Below are 19,607 nucleotides of genomic sequence, written 5' to 3' on the forward strand. Positions count from 1 at the left end.
CAGCATCAGGTCCGCTGAAAGCGTCCACCGGACCATTTGCGCGAAAAAGCAGAACCGGTGTGCCGGTCAACAGCGACATGAAGCGCGTAAAAAGCAGCCGCCCTGGGATCAGACCATTCTCGATCCGTCGATAGGCTCACTGCCCGCCGCAAGCTCAGCTTCCCCGATATGTTGTGTAGGATCCCGGGGAGAGAAGCAGGGGCACGTGGAAGTGCTCCTCCGGGTTCCAGACGGTGAAGGCCACCTGCACCTTGCCCAGATAGCTTCGGGCCGGCGTGGAATAGCCGTGGCGGGCGAAGTAGGTGGACGTGTCGTAGCGCCATTCATAGGTGCCGGCGGCGAGGTGGCCGCCTTCCAGCAGGGTCCCGTCGCAAGCGCCGTTATCGTTGGTGACGAAGGACAGGATGCGAGTCATGTCCCCGTTGTTTTCCCTCCGCCACAGCTCCACGCCGAGGCCCCCCGCGGGGGCGGCCCGCACCGTGTCGAGCACGTGAGTCGACACGCCGCCGGTCGGTGCCGCCTGCACGCGGTCCAGCAGGCGCATCCAGGAAATGGCTGCCACCTCCGCCAGCGCCTCCGCGCGCTCCGCATCCGGGCTCGCGGCGAGGCGTCGTTCGAAGGTGGCAAACAATGTCGCCAGAGAGGCCTTTCGCACAGCCAGGATAAAGGGAAAGCCGAACCGCGCCTCATAGGCGCCGTTCAGCTTGTCGAGCTGCGCACTCAAGGCGTCGTCGAGGCCGTGAAGGCCGATGGCCGTCTGCTCGGCTGTAGATTCCGCCGTCGTGCCGCGCCGCAGGGTCTCGGCGGAAAGACGCGGGTGTCCGCTCAGGAAGCGGGCCAGACGGTCTGCCGACAGGGCGGCGATCTCCCCCATCATCACCTTGTGCAGCGCCGTGAGACTGGCAAAGGGCCGGTTTACCGCAGCCGCCGCGGCCACCCACGGCGCGTTCTCGAACACCGGGCCGAGGCATGCGCAGAACTCCCCCGCCGGCATGGCGTTCAGGGCGTCAAGGCTGATGAGGTCGCTCGGCACAGTCCTCTCCCGGATCATTTCATGAAGCGTGAAAAGCCGGCGAGCCGCTCCATCGCCACCATCAGCAGAACGGTCGCGATGATGATGACCCCGCAGGCGGACGCGGCGCGGCTGTCCAACTGGTTCTGGATGATGTCCCACAGATAGATGGGCAGGACCTGGGTGCGCGCATCCTGGAGGAAGAGCGAGACCGGCACATTGTCGAAGGACGCCATGAAGGCGATGAAGGCCCCGGAGGCCACCCCCCGGCTGATGAGGGGAAGTGTCACCGTGCGGAAGGTGTGAAGCCCGGACGCCCCGAGGCTGCGGGAGGCATCGATCAGCGCCGGGTCCAGTTGCATCAGGCTCGCCAGCGTGGTGCGCAGCACAAACGGCACGCACACGATGATGTGGCCGATGGCGAGCGTCAGGATGGAAGGCCGCATGCCCAGCATGGAAAACAGCATCAGGGCGGCAAATCCGAAGGCGAGCGCCGGCAGGATGAGCGGAGACATGAACACGGTCTCCAGCACCCGCGCCATGGCCCCGGTGCTGCGGACGATGGCCAAGGCCGCCGCCACCCCGAGAACGACGCAGACCGTCACGCTGATGGCCGCCACTTTCAGGCTGACCCACAGCGCCGCCTGCAACTCGTTGGCGGCCAGCAGGGCCACGTACCAGCGGAACGAATAGCTGGTGGGAGGAAAATGCAGCGCCTCCTCGCCCGTGAAGGACAGGATGAGGATAACCAGCGTCGGTCCCGCCAGAACGATGACGCAGATGAGGGCGATCAGACCGAACAGGGCGTTGAAGGAGAGGGTTTGCCAGTCGCGCACCATGATCGCCTCCTAGCCGTAGAGCCGGGCCGCACGGCTGCGCGAGAGCGCGACCAGCATGGCAACGATGAGAAGGACGGACGCCATGAAGATCACCGAGACGGCCGCGGCGAAGGGCCAGTTCTGCAGGTCCATGGCCTGCTGGAAGATCAACATGGGCATGTAGAGGAGCCGCGAGCCGCCAATGAGCGACTGGGTCACGAAGGCGGTGACGCAGGCCGTATAGGTCAGGATGGTGCCGGCGATGATCCCCGGCAAGGACAGGGGCAAGGTGACTTTGAAGAAAGTCCGCCAGGCGCCGGCTCCAAGCGCCTGCGAGGCGCTTTCAAGATTTGGGTCCATGCGCTGAAGCGTGGTGATGAGCGGGAGCACCATCAGCGGCATCTGCACCTGCGCCAGCACGATGACCACACCGGTCTCGCTGAACAGGAGGCGCAGCGGTTGGGCGGAAAGCCCGAGCGCCAGGATCGCCTCGTTGACGATGCCATGGCGCCCCAGGATCACGATCCAGGCAAAGGTGCGAACCACCACGCTGGTGACGATGGGCAGCACGATCAGGAAGATGAGCGCCGCCTGCCACCGGGCCGGCACCCGCGTGCATAGCCAGGCCAGCGGATAGCCGAAGACGAGGCAGAGCCCCGTCGCCTTCACGCCCACCAGAAGCGTGTCGCGCAGCACGGCAAGGTTCAGGCTGTCGCCCAGGAAGGCGGAATACTGCCCGATGCCCAGCGCACCGGTCATCTGCCGGTCCGCCTGGAAGCTGATGGAAACCAAGAGGCCGAGGGGGGCGATGAAGAACAGTGCGAACATGGCCGCCAGCGGCACCGCGAGCGCCCAGTCTCTGGAAGGGGAGAACGCGGTGCCGGACACGGTCAGACCCTGATGTCGCGGTTGAACTGCTGGGTCCACGCCGCGCGGTTCTGGTTCACCACTTTCCAGTCGAAGAACACCATCTTGTCGAGGTCCGCCGGGCTCTTCGCGATCTTCTCGGCCACCAGCCCTCCATAGGGCACCTTGCTGCTGGTGGGGATGACATTCCACGGAGACTTCTGCATCTCACTTTGCACTTCGGGCGAGATCTGGCTGTCCACATAGGCATAAGCGAGGTCCGGCTTCAGGGCTCCGGCGACCACGTGCATGGTGGTCTTCCAGGCTGGGGTGCCGGTATTGACGCGGACGAATTCGATCGGCACGCCTTTGGCTTTGAGTTCCTCGGCGAAGTTGAAGTTCTGCACGCCGATGTCGATCTCACCCTGCTGAAACAGTGCGCCATGGGCGCCGAAATTTGCGGAGACGGCGGCAAGGTTGGGCAGCAGCGTCTTCAGCTTCTTGAAACCCGGCTCCATGTTCGCCTCGGTGCCGCCGGCAAGGCGGTTGATGTCGAGCAGGAAGGCAAGGCCCAGGGTGGAGGCGAGCGAGGTGATACCGACGCGCCCCTTGAACTCCGGCTTCCACAGGTCGTCCCAGGAGGTGGGCGGCGTCTTCACCGTCTTGGGATTATAGGCGATGCCGATGGCCTGCATGGTGATGGCCGGGCCGTAGGCGCCCTGGAACTGCGGGTTCAGGGCGGCGAAGTTGGGCGACTTTGCCGGGTCGTACTTGGCGATCAGACCGGCATCGATCGCCTCCAGCGCCGGCCCCTCATCCAGCATCGCCACGTCGAAGGGGGGCTGGTTCCCCTTGGCTGCGGTGAGCTTGGCGATCTGCTCGGTGGCCAGCATGGGGGACTGCACCACGCTGGCGCCGGTGCGCTTGGTGAAATAAGGCGCGAGAATCTGCTTCTGCACATTGGCCCAGGTGCCGCCGAAGGTGGCTGCCACCAGTTCGTCTGCGGCAAAGGCGCCGCGCGGCAGCATGGCGAGCCCGGCTGCGGCGGAAGCGGAGGCGAGGAAGCCCCGGCGGGACATCTCGAAGGTCATGGTCAGTTCCCCTTTTTCTGGGTGTCGGCTGGAAGATCCGCAAACAGGCCGCTGATGCGGTTGGGCTTGAGATGGAGGAACACGGCGCCCGTGAGCGGACCCTCGTCGTCCCGCTCCTGAACCACCTTCACGGCGGTCCCATCCGCAAGTACCGCCTCGTAGATCAAGGAGGGCCCGATGGGCATGACGGCCGTGACGCGCGCGGCGAGCGCGCCATTCCCGCCTTGAGCACTCACGCGCAGCCCTTCCGGACGCAGCGCCACCAGGACGCGGGAGCCGACGGCAAGCTGCGTCGGACGGCCGGTTTCGATGAGGCTTCCCTCCGCCAGCCGCACCGCCGCGCCGTTGGGGCCGAGGGCAGCGATCTCCCCGGGAATGAGGTTGGCGGTGCCGACGAAGGTGTTGACGAACAGTGAGGCCGGGCGGTCATAGATATCGGAAGGGCTGGCGAACTGCTCCAGATTGCCGCGCGAGAGAACGGCGATCCGGTCGGACATGCCAAGCGCCTCCTCCTGGTCGTGGGTCACCATCACAGTGGTGATGCCGGACTGGCGCTGCAGGCGCTTGATCTCGATCTGCATGTCGAGGCGCAGATTCTTGTCGAGGGCGCTGAACGGTTCGTCCAGCAGGAGGATCTTGGGGCGGATGGCGAGGCAGCGGGCCAGCGCCACGCGCTGCTGCTGGCCGCCCGACAATTCACGGGGGAGCCGATCCCGGAAGGCGGCCATCTGAACCACGTCGAGCATCTCGGCAACGACGGCAGCCACTTCCGCCTTTGGCCATCCCGCCGCCACTGGGCCATAGGCGATGTTCTGCGCCACGCTCATGTGCGGGAAGAGCGCGTAGTTCTGGAAGACGATGCCGATGCGCCGTTGGTTGGTGGGCAGGTTTGAGATGGACACGCCATCCACCAGCACATCCCCGGCGGTCTGCCGAAGGAAGCCGGCGATGATCTTCAGCAGCGTGGTCTTGCCGCAACCGGAGGGGCCGAGCAGCGACACCAACTCGCCGGGTCGGATATCCAGATCGATGGCATTGGCCGCCACCACGGCGCCGAAGGCATGGGAAATGCCGCGAAGGGTCAAGGCATGCCCGGCGGATTGGCTCATAGTCCCGGCCTCGTGAGCGCCTGATTGAGGATCAGCCTCTGGATCAGTGATGGCGCGTATCCATTTCGCGCATCCGGAGTGTTATCCCCCGAGGCATTGCCGTCCATCGCAGATTTGATACTTTTCCATACGCAAAATGCGCATGGAGACGACAGTGCCGGCCTCCCTCGTTCCCGCCGCCCTGCGCTATGCCGAGCAGGTCGCCCGCTCCGGCTCCATCCAGCGCGCCGCGAAGGACCTGAACGTCGCCGCCTCTGCCATCAACCGGCAGGTGCTCCAGCTGGAGGAAACGCTGGGCGTTCCGCTGTTCGAGCGCGTGTCCAAGGGTATGCGCCTCACGCCGGCGGGGGATGCGATCGTGACCTTGGCGCGCCGGTGGATGGCCGATGAGCGCCGCGCCGCCGCCGAACTGCGCCAGCTCCAGGGCATCAATCAGGGCCATGTGCGGGTGGTGGCCATGGACAGCCACGTGAACGGCATCCTGCCTGCCCTGATCGCGCATCTGGACGTCCGCCATCCCCGCATTTCGCTCGACGTGGAAGTGGCCAGCACCGATGCCGCCGTGGCGGCCCTCACGGCGGGCGAAGCGGACATCGCCGCCGTCTTCAACCTGTCGCCGCGGCGCGACATTCACGTCATGTGGTCGGCCGAGCTGCCCTTCGGTTGCGTGATCGCGCCCGATCATCCCCTGGCGCGCCGACCGTCCCTCAGCCTCCAGGAGGTGGTGGCACACCCAATCGTGCTCCAGAGCCGCGCGCTGATGATCCGGCGCTATCTGGAGGCGCGCCACGGCTGGCTGTTCACGCAGGACCGAAAGACCGTGGAGACCAATTCGCTCCAGCTCGTGAAGATCCTGGCCCGCGAGAAGGGCTATGTGGCCTTCACCTCGGAATTGGACGCCGCCCCGGAGTTGATTGAAGGAACGCTGGTCTTCCGCCCCGTACGCGACAAGGGCGCGGAGCCCCAGATGGTGAGCATTGCCATGGACGGCCGCAAGCCCCTGACGCGAGTGGGGCGCATCGTGGCAGAGGCGCTGGAGACGCTGATCACCGGCGTGATCGCGGACGTGCGCTGCGCCGCCGCCGCATCAGCAAGCCTTGCGAACGAAAGACTGGTCAGGCCATCCGGCCCTTCCTCCCCCTGATCCATCGATCGCTGCACCGGCTCGCGTTCTTTGCGAGAGGCTGGCGCCGAAATCAGGTCGGCGGCCAGACGTCTCGCCGCAGCCTGGCTTTTCCGCCTGTGACCAGCATGGTTTGTTGTCGCCGCCATAGTGCATGCGTCCACCGTGATGATCGCGTATGCGGTCAACCTTCGCTGCAACCTTCCACGCTAGGCGGAACCTGTCACTGGCCCGCCACGCAAAAGTCGCTCAGCCGAACTCACCGCTCGATCGAAGCTTAGGCAACGTCAGGCGCCATTGCCCCAGCCGCAGCCTTAACGCTGACACCGAACCGGGATTGAAAGGATTTTCGCTGCGCTTTTGGAGACGCTCTGCGAAACAAAATCCAGGAATTTCAACACTTTTGGCAGGGTATGGAAAAGCCTGCAACAGGCAAATGGCGGGCCGCGTCCGATAGTGATGATCACTACGTTTTCGCTATAGCACTATGAAATCGCTCGCCGCCCCATGTTGCGCGCGAGATCGAACGAATTGCGCAGCGTGTGGCTTTGATTGTATGGGGACCACCTCAAGTCGGACGACGCGAAATTCAACATGACTTTCGTATTTTCGATATGGCATTTCGCGTTCGCGGTTGCTGGCGTGCGAGGGTACGTGCTTTCCCATGCAGCCATGACTTTTCAAACCGCGACGCAATGCATGTTCGGACGCAGCGCGGCTTCGGCGATCGCGGCCGCGTCAGCGGCATCATTCTTCTGCCGCTTCACAAAGGGCTTCACGTAGATCGGCGGAACCAGCCGCACGTGGCGTCCAAGGCCTTGAGCGACGCGGCCCCAATAATGGCTCGTTGCGCAGGCCTCCATCGCCACGATGCAAGGCGGCTGCGCGCTCAACAGTTGGATCAGCTTCGCGCGGGACACCGTCCGGTTGAACAGAACCGCCCCGCCCCGATCCGTGCCGCAGACCTGGAAACTCCGCTTGGCCAGGTCGATCGCAAGGACATGAACATCTGGCATGTGCCCCTCCCTTGAAAGCGCCACCACGGCGCTGCCCGGACACAATACGAGCCCGCAGGAGGGGGCATCCACCCCATCAGTTCACGCCCTCCAGGCTCGGAACATCCCCTGTAACCTTACGTAAAAAAGGTGAGCCAGGACACCCACTTACCCATACATGTTATCGGCAGTGATGAGGACGGCATCCGATGCAGGATGCCGTCCTCTTTGTCTGGGGGATGGCTCAGAAATTGACCCGCAGATTGCCCTTGAGCGTGTTGCTCTGCGCATCGGAGCCGAGCACGCCGTCATAGGCGAAGCCGGCGCTGACCGCGTCGTTGAAGGCATAGCTGAGGCCCACATTGAGCGCCAGCGCATCGCGGGCGATGGGCGTGCCGGAGACCAGGAACGGGGTGGAGCCGTTCAGCCACATCACCGACGTCGTGTCCACGTCGCCGAAGGCATGCTGCCAGCCCAGCTTGAGGCTGGGGGTGAAGAGGCCGTTGCCCACCACCATGTCGGTGCTTAGCCGCGCGCCCAGGGTGGTAAGCGTGGTGCTCATGGACTGCGCCGAGCCTGAGAGTGCGGCGGCGCCGCCGGTTTCGGAGAAGGCGTCGAAGTTCTGGTTCACATAGGCCACCGCCGCGAACGGCGACACCTGAGCCGGTCCGAAAGCGAACGGACGCGAGACTTCGCCGAACACCTGGGCGGTGTTGCCGTTGTAGCTGCTACCCAGGCCGTTGGAGAAGGTGCCGAAGGCGACGTTGCGAGACGCCATAGAGCGCCAGGTCGGTGTGGCTGTTGTCGGCCTTGGAGTTGAGGCTGTCCACATGGCCATCGGACTGGCCGAAGCCGGCGGCGATGCCGAGGCGGGTGGTGTCGAACACCTTGACGTCGGCACCGGCGATGAAGCCGCTCTGGGTCCAGCCCAGGGAGGCGAGGCCGTCGCCGGAGGCATTGCCCCAGCCGCCGTAGCCGGTGGCCCACACGGCGACGTTCAGGCTCGACGAGAGCTTGGCGGTGGCCTTGTCGGGCTTGGGCCCGGTGGCGTCGTCCAGGCGCTCGTTGATGGCGGCGCGCACCTGGCGGGCGTCATCGAAGGTCTGGGCGGCGGTGGAGGCATAGACCTCGCCGGTCATCTGGCTGAGGGCGGCGGCCAATGCCGTCGGGGCCAGGCTGTAGAGGCTGTTGAACAGCCCGGCATTGGCTCCGGTCAGAGCAATGCCGGCCACCGGGCGAATGCTGTCCACCGCGCTGCCGAGCGCGCTGGCATTGGCGGTGGTGGCCAGGCCGTTGGCCGCCAGGTTGCCGTACCACAGCGGGGTGACCACCAGCGCCAGGCTGGTGGGGCCGTAGAGGGCATCGAAGCGGGTGGAGGCGGGCAGGCCGCTCGCCGGCTGGGCCAGGCCGGCGAAGGAGCCGGAGAGGCCGGCGCTGCTCTGGATCACCGTGAAGCTGGTGCCCAGCGGCGGGGTGTAGCTGTTGGTTGCGCTGCCGGTGATGCCGCGCAGGGTGGGCGCCAGGGTTCCGGCCACGGTGACTGTGCCGTTGGTGCCGGTGGTGACGAGGCGGGAATAATTGCCCGCGCCGGTTCCGGTGCCGGTGCCGTCGATGTCGGTCTGGAAGGTGGAGGTGCTGGCGAGCGTCACCGGCCCGTTGACGGTGAGGGTGCCGGGCGAGTTGCCCGGCGCCAGCCGCCCGGCCACCACCAGCGGGCCGGAGAGGGTGCCGGAGCCGCGCAGGGTGCCCGAGGTGCCGATGGCCAGCGTCGAGGAGAAGGCGCCGTTCACCGACAGCAGGCCGCCGGTGACGGTGGTGAGGCCGGTATAGGAGTTGTTGCCGGTGAGGGTGAGGGTGCCGGCACCGGCCTTGGTGAGGCTGGTGCGGCTGGCGCCATCGACGATCTGTCCGGCATAGCTGGCGGAGCTGCCGTCTGTGCCTACCGTGAGCTGGCCATTGCCAATAACGGCGGTGGCTGTGGTGCCGGTGAGCGATCCGACCGTCAGGGCGGTGCCGCCGAGATCGATGGCGCCGTTATTGCTTAGGCGGGTGATGCCTGTGGTGCTGCCGGTGAGGGCGACGGCTGCGCCGGAGGCATTGCTCACCGTTCCGGCGAGCACGCCGGCGGCCTGGACAAAGCCGGTATTGCTGAGCCCGCCGGCAATGGTGCCGGTGGTGATCAGGGTGCCGGCATTGGTGACGCCGCCGGCCAGGGTTCCTGCGTTGGTGAGGGTGGTTCCTGCCAAGGTGACGACCGGGGCGATGAGGCTCGCGGTTTCGGTAAGCTGGAGGCCGCCGCCGGCGAGGGTCGCCTGGCCGGTGAAGCTGTGGGTGGCGGTGAAAACCAGGGTTCCTGCCCCGAGCTTGGCGAGGCCGCCGGTGCCGGAAAGGGACTGGTTCAGGGTGAAGGTATTGTCCAGGCTGGCAATATCGAAGCCGCCGCCGCCGTTGCCCCAGGTGATGGCCCGGCCGGTGGTGGTGAAGCTGGTGCCGGTGACCTGGAGGATGCCGCCGTCAAAGGTAAGGCCCCCCGCCGCCGCGCCGAGGTTGGCGTCACGGGCCACCGACAGAATACCCCCAGCGAATGTGGTGCCGCCGGAATAGCTATTGGTTCCGGTGAGCGTGAGAATGCCGTCTCCGGCCTTAATCAGGCTGCCGCGGGTAGGGACATCGGCGAAAGCCGCGACGCGCGTGGTCTCCACCTGAATCTCGGTCTGCCACTCGGGGGTGAGTGTCGGATCATGGGCGGCCTTGCGGGCTGCCCATGCGGCCGCCGCTGCGTCATTCTCCTGCTTGCGCTGGATGAGGGCGTCCTCGGAGATGTTGTTGGACCAGGTATCGCGGGTGCCGGCCGGGAGGTTCGCGGCGACTGAGCCAAGAAATTGCCCTGGGCCATTCATGGCCTTATTGAGATCGATCACGCCCCAACCCCAGACGGCGTTGGGAGCATTGGGATTGGCATCCGCCACGCCGGCGACCACGTTGCGGTGATAGGCCGTGGTGAGCAGGACATCGCGGGCCTGCTGGTTGGTCATATAGGGAAATCGCTCCATGATCAGGGCCAGCGCGCCAGTGGCATGGGGCGCGGCCATGGAGGTGCCGTTCACTGTTGTGTAGCCGGTCTGCTTGTTTGGATTGATAGCCCATTCACCGAGATTCCATCGAGCGCCTGGCGCATAGGTAGGAACCGTACTGTTGATAGCGCTGCCTGGTGCGACAACGTACCAATATTTGGCGACGCCGGCTCGATTTGAATAGCTCGCGAGGACAAGATCTCCGGGATTTAGGCCGCCATTGCCCCCCTTAGCAGCTGCGCCTACGGCAAGCCAATTGCTCTCAAGATCCGGTCTGAAATAAGGTAGCGAAGATCTAACGTTTGGGTTGCTGTATCCGGTGTTTCCCGCCGCAAATACCTGAATAATATTGTATTGTTTTGTGGTCTCGGAAAGCGCGTCGACGTAGCTGAGCTTGCCAGAAAATTTAGAATAAGCTGTGCGTAAGCCTTGGATGGTGTTGTAATTGTCTCCAGTAGGCGGGCTGCCCCAAGAGGAATTAATCACACGTGCGCCGGCCGCCGCTAGGCTACCATAAGCGTTTTTGAAGTAGGCATAATCAACGTTCGTTCCGTATCGTGCCGAGTCGTTCGTTTGTGTGTTGGTGACGTAGACATTGGCATTGAACGCCACGCCTTGCATGCCGACGCCGTCTCGGGAGGCCCCGATCGTCCCTGTGACGTGTGTCCCGTGTGGATCGTTGTAGATGGGGCTGTACGTTCCCGGAGCGGTATAAGAATCACCCGCCTTGAAGAAGCTTGGTTGTGGCGACTGATTCTGCGGCTTTCCGGACCCGTCCATAAAATAGAAGCCGTCCGATCCGAAGGTCCCGGTGATGGTGAGCGGCTTGACGCGGCCATCGGCGAATTCCGGGTGGGCACTATAGACACCTGAATCAACAACACCCACCGTCACACCCAGGCCGGTGTAGCCCGCCGCATAGGCGTTGGCGGCGTGCATGGCTTCCAAGCCCCAATCGGCCTTGTATTCCGGCGTGCGCCAACTCGCGGGATCGGCGGTGGACAGACTCTGCGCCAAGGCGTTATGCGACACCGACGCGCCGAGCGCGGCCAGCCCTAGGGTCCAGACTCATAACCAGTAGCTGACGGTTGCCGCGATGCTGACTGCTGCAAGGAAGTTGATGGCGAGGCGGTCATATCGTGTGGCGATGCGCCGGAAGTCTTTCAGGCGGCAGAACATGCGCTCGATGGCGTTTCGGTCGCGGTAGAGCACGGGAGAGAAGCAGTTCTTCCAGAGCCTGTTGGAGCGGGGCGGAATGTTCGGCATGGCGCCCATGCCCTCGACCTGTCGGCGGATCGCATCGCTATCGTAGCCCTTGTCACCATGGAGGATGCGGGCACTGGACATCTGGCGCAGCAGAACCGCTCCAGCGGTGCAATCTGCGACCTGTCCGCCGGTCAGCAGGAATGCGACCGGTCGGCAGTGGCGGTCTGTCAGCGCATGGATTTTGGTCGTGCGCCCGCCCCGCGAGCGGCCGATCGCCTGACTGCTCTCCCCCCTTTTCCACCAGAAGCGGAGCGATGAGCTTTGACCGCAGAACTGTCGATCAGCACCTGGGCGGGAGGACCTCCTGCGCTGGCGAGAGCATGGAAGAGGTCTGTCCAGATCCCCTTGGCAGCCCATCGGACAAAGCGGTTGTAGAGCGTCTTGCGCGGCCCATATTCGGGCGGCGCGTCGATCCATCGGCCGCCCGATTTCAGGACATGCACGATGCCGCTGATCACCCGCCGGTCATCGACACGCGGCTTGCCGCGCGTGTCCCTGGGCAGATACGGCTCAAGCCGCGCAAACTGCGCATCCGTGAGCCAGAAACGGTCTCCGCTCATCATCAGATCCTCCACGGACTGATGAATCACAACATGCTGCGAAGGCCAATTATTTTATGGGTCCGAGCCCTAGGCCGGTGTGCCGCAGCAGCGAGGCGATAGATGTCCGCCGGCCCCTGCGATCCGTTGGGATTGATCGAACAAGCCTTTTCACGCGCATTCCACTCACCGCTTGATAGGAAACAGGATCGGCCATCCGTGACGGAGTGGACCGAATGCTCGAAATTCAGGTCAGCTTGCCGGTCACCCGCGACTTGGGCGTGGGAGGGTCTATGATGGCAGAAAGGGGACGCGACGATTGCCTTCGGCGCCAGACATGGCACATCAGTCGCGCAGGAATCTTGATGCGCACACGTGCAGCCAATCGCTCTCTTGGGTGCTTTTTTGTTGAGCTATCGCTCAGTTTGAGTGCTGGTGCCAGGGATGTGAAAGCCCTGGTCGGCGGCTGCCGGTAACATGGCATCGCCTGTCGCTCGCCGCTGGTGGAGAGCGAGCGCAGCCCAGCATGTCAGGCATTGTATCTCTATCCCTTTGTCACTCATTGGCTCGGAGAGCCATCGAGCATGGCGGCAATGGAAAAATTCGTCACCTAATTAGTCTAGGTTACGGTTCATAAAATCTGCTTGTCCAGAAAATTTAAGCAACTTTCAGAAACTATCTCTGGATATATTGGGTTGCGGTCGGATCGATATTATAATCAATTGGTGTAAGGCCTCGACACCTCACGCTAGGCCGTGTGGACGGATTGCGGTGGGTTTAGGCAGAGGGGATTCCCTTCTGCCCCTTTCGGTGATTCATAGCGGGTCGGCTTTTGGCGAGATCGACCATGCTGACGCGGATGACGGACGAGGATTGGGCGCTGGCGCTGGAGGTGTTCCGCGCCTGCCGTTCACGGCGCGGCGACAAGGGTCGCGACGATCGCAAGTTCCTCGAAGCCATGCACTATTTCACTGTGCACAACATCACCTGGCGGGCACTGCCTGCCGAGTTCGGCGCGTGGAATAGCGTCTGGAAACGGTTCTGGCGGCTACGTCAGGCCGGCGTGTTCGAGCTTTACTTCGAAACCCTGGCCTCGCTGAGCCGCACGGCCCATCTGGTCCAGATGTTCGATTCCACCGTGGTGCGCGCCCACGTCTCCGCCGCCGGAGCAAAAGGGGGCAGGACGGCCAAGCCCTCGGCCGTTCGCGCGGCGGCTTCTCCACCAAGATCCACCTCAAGAGCGACTTCGACGGCCTGCCGATCGCCTTCCACCTGACCGGCGGGGAAGCCGGCGACAGTCCGCTCTTCAAGCTGCTGCTGGATCTGGGTCCCGATGTCACGCCGCGCGCGGCGCTCGCCGACAAGGGCTATGACGCCAAGGCCAACCGGGCCATCGCCCGGGCGCGCGGCATCGCGTCCGCCATCCCTTTCAAATCCAACGCGAAGGAGCGCCCAGCCTTCTTCCCGAAGGCGCTTTACAGGGGGCGCGCCCGCATCGAGCAGTGCTTCGGAAAGCTCAAGCGCTTCAAGCGCGTCGCCCTGCGCTGCGAGAAGACCGAATGCGGCTTCGCCGCCATCGTCGCTCTCGCCTTCAGCTTCATCCTCATCCTCATCCTCATCCTCATCCTCATCCTCATCCTCATCAAAATCCGTCCACACAACCTAATATGGCGCAGTGGCACTCCACAAACCGATTACACATGAATTGCGCAAGATGGTCAATTAATTTCCAATTCGGTGCCAATTATAAACGATAAGATATAGTATTATTATATGAAGATCTGGCCATTAATATGGCAGCGATCGGCAGTGTGTCGTGGAACTTATAGTCTATCGTGGTCAGGTATATGTTTTTTTCTCCACCGCCGCCGCGCAGAACTTGAAGTCCGGCACGCGGGTGGTGGGATCCAGTCGGTTCACCGTCAGTTCGTTCGCAGCCGCCTCGAAGAAGGACATGGCCATCCACACGACGCCCGGCCGCACCGCCCGATCGGGCATAGCGGCGAGATGCACCATCCCGCGGCGCGTGCGTACCTCCACTTCCCCTCCGACGGTCACGCCCAGCCGGGCGAGGTCGTCAGGATGCATGTGGGCCTGCGGCTCCGGGCTCAGGGCCTCCAGCACCGGCGAGCGGCGGGTCATGGTGCCCGTGTGCCAGTGTTCGCGCAGGCGGCCGGTCATCAGGATGAAGGGATAGTCGGCGTCCGTCATCTCGTCCGCACCACTCGCGTCGAGAGGCACGATGGCGGCCTTGGCCCCGCGGGGAAAATCATCGCCGAACAGGCTCTCGCCGGCGCCGGCTGGGCGCAAGGGGTAGCGCGCATGGTCGTCTTGGACCATCATCCGCCAGCTGAAGCCGGCAAGGGTGGGCAGTTCCTGCGCCATGTCCTCGAACAGGCTCTCCACAGTCAGATTTGCCCACGATAGGCCGAGGCGCGCGCCGATGTCGCGAATGATGCGCCAGTCCGGTCGCGCGCCGCCGGGCAGGGGCAGCGCCGGTGCGATGCGTTGCACCAGTCGGTCGGTATTGGTCACGGTACCCGCCCGCTCCGCCAGCGCCGCTGCGGGCAGGATCACATCGGCGAAGGCCGCGGTCTCGGTGGGGAAGATATCCTGCACCACCAGATGCTCCAGGCAGGCCAGCCCGGCGCGGGTGACGGCGAGGTCCGGGTTGGCCATGGCCGGGTTGCCACCCACCACATAGAGCCCGCGCACCGCCCCTCGACGGGCCGCATCGAACATTTCCACCACCGTGTGACCTGCCTGCGCAAGCGGCCGGTAGCCGGGGAGATAGTTGGGCAACAGGCCGGCGTCGCAGGAGCCCTGCACGTTGTTCTGCCCGCGCAGGGGATGGAGGCCCGCGCCGGGACGACCCACCTGCCCGCACACGAGAGCGAGGGCGATGACGGCCCGGATGTTGTCCGCGCCGAAGGCGTGCTGCGAGGCACCCATGCCCCAGAAGGTCATGGCCGCGCGCGTCCCGGCGAACAGGCGGGCGGCGGCCACGATGTCCTGCGCCGGAACGCCCGTGAGGCCGGCCGCCATCTCCGGCGTGAAAGGTGCGACCCGCGCGCGCAGCGCCTCGAAGCCCTCCAGCCGCCCAGAGACGAAATCCCGGTCGTGGAGCCCCTCCTCAATCACCACGCGCGTCATGGCGGAGAGCAGGGCCACATCCGTCCCCGGGGCCGTCCTGAGGTGATGGGTGGCGAACCGCGACAGGGCCTGAATGCCGGGATCCACCAGGATGAGCTTCGTCCCACGCCGAAAGGCATTCTTCATGAAGGAGGCGGCCACCGGATGGTTGCTGTCCGGGTTGCTGCCCACCATCAGCACCACCTCGGCGCAGGCGATCTCCTCGATGGGGGCGGTCACGGCGGCGAAGCCGGTGGCCTCCGCCAGCGGCGGCACCGAGGCGCACAAGCGTGTGCAGTGGTCAACATGGGGGGTGCCCAAGCCCATGCGTGCGAGTTTCTGCAGGAGATAGGCATCTTCGTTCGAACCCTTTGCCGACCCTAGCACCGCCAGAGATCCGGGGCCGTGCGCCGCGCGCAACCGGGCGAAGCCACGAGCGGCGGTGTCCAGCGCCTCGTCCCAGTCAACGGGACGGAACAGGTCCAGCACCGCGGCGCCGCGCAGGGCGAGGGCCGGATCCTTGGGCGCATCCGCCCGGCGCACCAGGGGCACGGTGAGGCGATCCGGATGCCTCAGGTAGGAAAAGCCGAAGCGGCCCTTGACACACAACCGACCGCGGTTCGCCGGGCCGTCGGCACCTTCCGCCCACGCCACCTCGTCGTCGACCATATGCAGGGTGACCCGGCAGCCGACGCTGCAGAAGGGGCAGACCGTTTCGCCCTTGGCCGTCACCGCGGTCCGTCCACCGGCCCGCTCCAGCGCCTTGGGCGCCAGCGCGCCGGTGGGGCAGAGCTGGGCGCATTCCCCGCAGGAGGCGCAGTTGCTCTCCCCCATGGCCATCCCGGCATCGAATGTCACGTGGATGCCGTCGCCTCGCCCGGCGAGGGCGATGACCCCATTCACCTGCACGTCACGGCATCCCGCCCGGCACTTGCCGCAGCGGATGCACGCCTCCGGGTCGAGGACAATGGCGGGGTGGCTGGCATCCGCGGGACGGCCTGCCGCCCGGTGGCCGAAGCGATCGGGATCGGCTCCGGTGCGCGCGACGAGATCGAGGAACGGCGTGTCGGGGTGGCGCGCCTTCGCCGCGGCGCTCATCTCGGAGGCGAGCAGGCTGACCGCGAGCCGCCGCACCCGCGCGGCGCGCGGCGTGTCGGTGCGCACGGCGAGTCCGGTCCGGACCCTGTGGCGGCAGGCAGGAACCAACTCGGCTTCGCCCTCCACCTCCACCAGGCAGGTGCGACAGCTGCCCATGGGCGCGAAGCCATCGCGCGTAGAAGCGCACAGGTGAGGTAGGTCGAGTCCGGCGGCGGTGGCCGCCTGCAGCAGGCTCTGCCCGTCCTGCGCGGCAACGGGCTGGCCGTCGATGGTGAAGTTGATGAGGCTCATGCGCTAACACCGCGGCCGGGGATGGACAGCCGCCCGAGGAAGCGGCCCGCATTGCGCCCGAGCGCGCACAGGGAGGCTTCGCCCATGACCGCTGCGAGGTCTTCGAGAAGATGCTGATCCAGCGGGCCCGGCGCAGCCAGGGCGCGCGAGGCGTGCGCGGTGCCGATGCGGCAGGGCCCACACTGGCCACAGCTCTCCCGTGCCAGATAGGCCGCCATGCGGGCGGCAATGGCGCGCGGCTCGTCTGTCGCGCCGAACACGATCGCCCCGCCCGTGCCGAGGCGCAGCCCTTCGTCCAGCAGATCGGCAAGCGGCCTGTAGCAGTCTGCGGCGCTCACCAGCGCCCCCGCCGATCCGCCGATCACCATGCCGCCGAGGGCATGGCCGTCCTGCATTCCACCGGCGATCTCCACCAGGTCGGCGAGGCGCAACAGACCGCGCATCGGCTTCGGCCCCGGTGCGCACACCCGGCCCGAGACGCTGAACAGCCGAACCTCGGGATCCAGGAGGGCCGAGGCAGGCGAGCCCAGCGTGCCGCCCCACGCTGCAGTGACGCGATAGAAGGTCTCCACGTTGTGCAGCAAGGTGGGCCGGCCGAGATAGCCGCAGGCGGTGGGAAAGGGCGGGCGCTCGACAGGGCGGGCCGGGCGTCCCTCGAGGCTCGCGATGAGCGCCGTTTCCTCGCCGCAGATGAAAGCACCACCGCTGCGCCGCAGCTCCAGGGCGAGGCCCTCCGCGAGGCCGGCCCCCGCCACCTCCATCAGCGCTTGACGCAGGATGGCGTGGATGGGGACGTAGTCGTCGCGCACGTAGAGGAACACCTGGTCCGCGCCTATCACCCGCGCGGCCACCAGGGCCGCCTCGATCACGCCGTGCGGGTCGTTCTCCAGGATGAAGCGGTCCTTGAAGATGGCAAGCTCGCCCTCGTCGCCGTTCACGATGACCACCGGCGTGCCGCCGGCAGCGATCACCTGCCGCCACTTCTCCGCCACCGGGAAGCCGACGCCCGCCCGCCCCACCGCCTGGTGCACCGACAGCCGCTCCAACATCTGCGCCGCCGCGCCGGGATCGGCCATGATGCGGCCGAGCTGCCCGTAGCCCCCTGCCGCCCGGTAGGCCGCGAAGGAGCGCGGAACGGGTTCGGGGCGGGGCCCGTCACAACGGTTGCGGCACACTCCGGCGCCGAGCGCGCCGTGCAGCAGGCCGCACACCAGATCGCCGCAGCCGTCGGCGGCATAGGGCGTGGTGGCGGCGTAGTTCACCGCCGGAAATGCGGTGGCCACCTCGTATGCCTCGGAGGGGAACAGGCGCAGGCGCTCGGCCAGCGCCAGAAGCCCGGCCTGAGAGATGCCGATCCCGCCCTTGGCGTCGCGGACCTCCAGCAGGATTTCCAGAAGCCGGCCGCGATCATCGCCGCGGGCAAGCACGGTGGCGATCGCGGCCCATTCTGCGGTGTCAGCGGGCGTCGCGGTCTCAGGAACGGGCGGCACGATACAGGTCCTCCCGCAGGCCGGGGGTGAAGGCGGCCGCCGGGCCGTCGAAGAACAGGCGCCCCTGGCGCAGGGCGATGATGCGGTCGGCGTAGCGCACGGCGAGATCCACCTGATGCAGGCTGCACAACACCGAGAAGCCGCGCTCCCGCGCCGCCCGCTGCAGGATCTGCAGCACGTTCTCGGAGGATTCCGGATCGAGGCTGGATATGGGCTCGTCGGCGAGGATCAGTTCCGCCTGCTGGGCGAAGGCGCGGGCGATGGCGACCCGCTGCTGCTGCCCGCCGGAAAGACGCTCCGCGCGCTGATAGGCTTGGTCCATGAGGCCCACGCTGTCGAGGCAGGCGAGCGCCAATTGCCGGTCCCGCGCGCGGAAGCGGCGCAGCAGCACCCGCCACAGGGGCGTCGTCGCGAGCCGGGCCGCCAGCACGTTGTCGATGGCGCTGAAGCGCTTTACCAGATTGAACTGCTGAAACACGAACCCCACCTCCCGGCGCAGCGCCTCAAGGGCAGCGGGCTTCAGGGCAGTCACCTCGGTGCCGCGGATGGTGACGCTTCCGGCATCCGGCTCCACCAGGCGGGTCAGGCAGCGGAACAGGGTGGACTTGCCGCACCCGGAGGGGCCGAGCAGCACCACGAACTGGCCGGCAGGCACGGTGCAGGAGACGCGATCCAGCACCACGCGACCGTCGAACGCCTTGCTCAGGTCGCGCACGACGATTGCGGCACCCTCCTCCTCGCCCAGGGAACGGTCGTGCGGCAGATGCGCAGGGGCGATGCTCTTCATCGGTCAACTCCCATGGGCCGCTCAGGCGCGGCTTTCGCCTTCGAAAAGGCGCGTCGGCGTGCCGGCGCGGGTGGCGGCGGTCTCGGGGCTCAGCACGAGACGGCGCAAGTGGGCGCTCAGGGTGTCGATGGCGATCACCATGGCGAGGATGACGCCCAGCACGGTGGCCAACTTAGGAAAGTCGAGCAGGTCGATGGAGTCCTTCAGCGTCTGGCCGATGCCGCCGGCACCGACGATGCCCAGCACCGTGGAGGCGCGCACGTTGAACTCCCAGATGTAGAGGGTGACGGCGACGATGTTCGGCCACACGTCCGGCAGGAGGGCGTAGCGGAACGCGCGCACCGGGCCGGCACCGGTGAGCTCCAACGCCTCCACCGGGCCGCGATCGGCCGGCTCGATCACCTCAGTGAGCAGCTTGCCGAGGGCGCCCACCATGTTGAACATGACGGCCAGCACGCCAGTGAAAGGGCCGAACCCCACCGCCGCCACGAAGATGAGGGCGAATACCAGGATCTCGGTGCCGCGCAGCACCCCGAACACCGCCCGCACCAAACGATAGACCAGAAGATTCGGCGTGGTGTTGCGCGCGGCAAGCGGCACCAGTGGGATGCACACGAGAAGGGCGCCGATGGTGCCCACCGTGGCCATGGCGAGGGTCTGGAATGCGTCGCGCAGCACCCGGTCGATATCCCGTACGTCCGGCGGAAACATCTGCTGGAACCAGGAGGCGATCTTCGGCAGCCCGTCCACGAGCTTCGCCAGGTCCACCTTCGCCGCCGCGAAGCACATCCCGAGGAACAGGGTCACGGCGAGGAAGACGAGCCCCCGCCGCAGATTGTGCCACGTTAGTAGCGACCGGGCCGGCTCGACGTAGCGTGTCTCCTCGAAGCTTGCGATGGTCATGGACGGTCTCCCCTGGCTCGGCGCGCTATGAAA

General features: G+C 65.9%; 14 protein-coding genes and 2 pseudogenes. 3 read left to right on the top strand and 13 right to left on the bottom strand.

Going from position 1 to position 19,607, the window contains the following annotated elements; all coding sequences use genetic code 11:
* Positions 1–154: 154 nt before the first annotated feature.
* The 5 genes from uraD to PV781_RS01175 all read right to left on the bottom strand — a co-directional run bounded on the left by uraD (position 155) and on the right by PV781_RS01175 (position 4,876).
* Positions 155–1,033 carry a 2-oxo-4-hydroxy-4-carboxy-5-ureidoimidazoline decarboxylase gene (gene uraD / locus PV781_RS01155; protein ID WP_274773810.1) on the bottom strand — a complete coding sequence of 293 codons (879 nt, stop codon included), beginning with the start codon at positions 1,031–1,033 and terminating at the stop codon, positions 155–157.
* A 14-nt stretch (positions 1,034–1,047) separates the two neighbouring features.
* Positions 1,048–1,851: an ABC transporter permease gene (locus tag PV781_RS01160; protein ID WP_274773811.1), complete on the bottom strand. Its 804-nt coding sequence runs from the start codon at positions 1,849–1,851 to the stop codon at positions 1,048–1,050.
* A 9-nt stretch (positions 1,852–1,860) separates the two neighbouring features.
* A complete protein-coding gene (locus tag PV781_RS01165; RefSeq protein ID WP_274774147.1) occupies positions 1,861–2,658 on the bottom strand; it encodes an ABC transporter permease in 798 nt (265 codons plus the stop codon).
* Positions 2,659–2,720: 62 nt separating this feature from the next.
* Positions 2,721–3,767: an ABC transporter substrate-binding protein gene (locus tag PV781_RS01170; RefSeq protein WP_274773812.1), complete on the bottom strand. Its 1,047-nt coding sequence runs from the start codon at positions 3,765–3,767 to the stop codon at positions 2,721–2,723.
* Between the two features lie 2 nt (positions 3,768–3,769).
* Positions 3,770–4,876, bottom strand: a complete 1,107-nt coding sequence (locus tag PV781_RS01175) for an ABC transporter ATP-binding protein (RefSeq protein ID WP_274773813.1) — start codon at positions 4,874–4,876, stop codon at positions 3,770–3,772.
* Positions 4,877–5,030: 154 nt separating this feature from the next.
* Between PV781_RS01175 and PV781_RS01180 the strand changes: the two genes are divergently transcribed.
* Positions 5,031–6,020 (top strand): LysR family transcriptional regulator, encoded by a 990-nt coding sequence (locus tag PV781_RS01180; protein WP_274773814.1) that lies wholly within the window; start codon positions 5,031–5,033, stop codon positions 6,018–6,020.
* 662 nt (positions 6,021–6,682) lie between these two features.
* Here PV781_RS01180 and PV781_RS01185 read toward each other — a convergent pair.
* The 4 genes and pseudogenes from PV781_RS01185 to PV781_RS01200 all read right to left on the bottom strand — a co-directional run.
* A pseudogene (locus PV781_RS01185) lies at positions 6,683–7,015 on the bottom strand (IS110 family transposase); the annotation flags it as partial.
* A 223-nt stretch (positions 7,016–7,238) separates the two neighbouring features.
* On the bottom strand, positions 7,239–7,772 hold the full coding sequence (locus PV781_RS01190) for an autotransporter outer membrane beta-barrel domain-containing protein (RefSeq protein WP_063112050.1): 534 nt from the start codon (positions 7,770–7,772) through the stop codon (positions 7,239–7,241).
* Complete coding sequence (locus PV781_RS01195; RefSeq protein ID WP_082772844.1) at positions 7,723–11,007, bottom strand: S8 family serine peptidase; 3,285 nt, start codon at positions 11,005–11,007, stop codon at positions 7,723–7,725. Before PV781_RS01195 ends, PV781_RS01190 begins: the two co-directional genes overlap by 50 nt.
* 129 nt (positions 11,008–11,136) lie before the next feature.
* Positions 11,137–11,894, bottom strand: a protein-coding gene (locus tag PV781_RS01200) for an IS5 family transposase (protein ID WP_133866454.1) whose coding sequence is annotated in 2 segments (ribosomal slippage) — positions 11,137–11,558 and positions 11,558–11,894 — 759 coding nt in all. Because the reading frame shifts where the segments join, the coding sequence is not laid out codon by codon here.
* A gap of 838 nt (positions 11,895–12,732) precedes the next feature.
* Between PV781_RS01200 and PV781_RS24080 the strand changes: the two are divergent.
* Together PV781_RS24080 and PV781_RS24085 are read left to right on the top strand one after the other, a co-directional pair.
* A pseudogene (locus tag PV781_RS24080) lies at positions 12,733–12,933 on the top strand (transposase); the annotation flags it as partial.
* Positions 12,915–13,577 (top strand): IS5 family transposase, encoded by a 663-nt coding sequence (locus tag PV781_RS24085; protein ID WP_425532347.1) that lies wholly within the window; start codon positions 12,915–12,917, stop codon positions 13,575–13,577. The pseudogene PV781_RS24080 and the gene PV781_RS24085, both read left to right, overlap by 19 nt.
* A gap of 135 nt (positions 13,578–13,712) precedes the next feature.
* On the opposite strand, the gene PV781_RS01210 is transcribed toward PV781_RS24085, so the two are convergent.
* From PV781_RS01210 to phnE, 4 genes are read right to left on the bottom strand one after another with little or no spacing between them, the layout of a single operon-like run.
* On the bottom strand, positions 13,713–16,394 hold the full coding sequence (locus tag PV781_RS01210; protein WP_063112045.1) for a molybdopterin-dependent oxidoreductase: 2,682 nt from the start codon (positions 16,392–16,394) through the stop codon (positions 13,713–13,715).
* Entirely contained in the window at positions 16,391–17,884 is a 1,494-nt protein-coding gene (locus PV781_RS01215) for an NADH-ubiquinone oxidoreductase-F iron-sulfur binding region domain-containing protein (RefSeq protein ID WP_063112044.1), read from the bottom strand. The genes PV781_RS01210 and PV781_RS01215 overlap by 4 nt, the downstream gene beginning before the upstream one ends.
* Positions 17,868–18,671 carry a phosphonate ABC transporter ATP-binding protein gene (phnC, locus tag PV781_RS01220; RefSeq protein ID WP_082772846.1) on the bottom strand — a complete coding sequence of 268 codons (804 nt, stop codon included), beginning with the start codon at positions 18,669–18,671 and terminating at the stop codon, positions 17,868–17,870. The genes PV781_RS01215 and phnC overlap by 17 nt, the downstream gene beginning before the upstream one ends.
* A 21-nt stretch (positions 18,672–18,692) precedes the next feature.
* Positions 18,693–19,574, bottom strand: a complete 882-nt coding sequence (gene phnE, locus PV781_RS01225) for a phosphonate ABC transporter, permease protein PhnE (RefSeq protein WP_063112043.1) — start codon at positions 19,572–19,574, stop codon at positions 18,693–18,695.
* Between the last annotated feature and the right edge of the window lie 33 nt (positions 19,575–19,607).

This window comes from Aquabacter sediminis (assembly GCF_028863665.1).
GTDB lineage: Bacteria > Pseudomonadota > Alphaproteobacteria > Rhizobiales > Xanthobacteraceae > L1I39.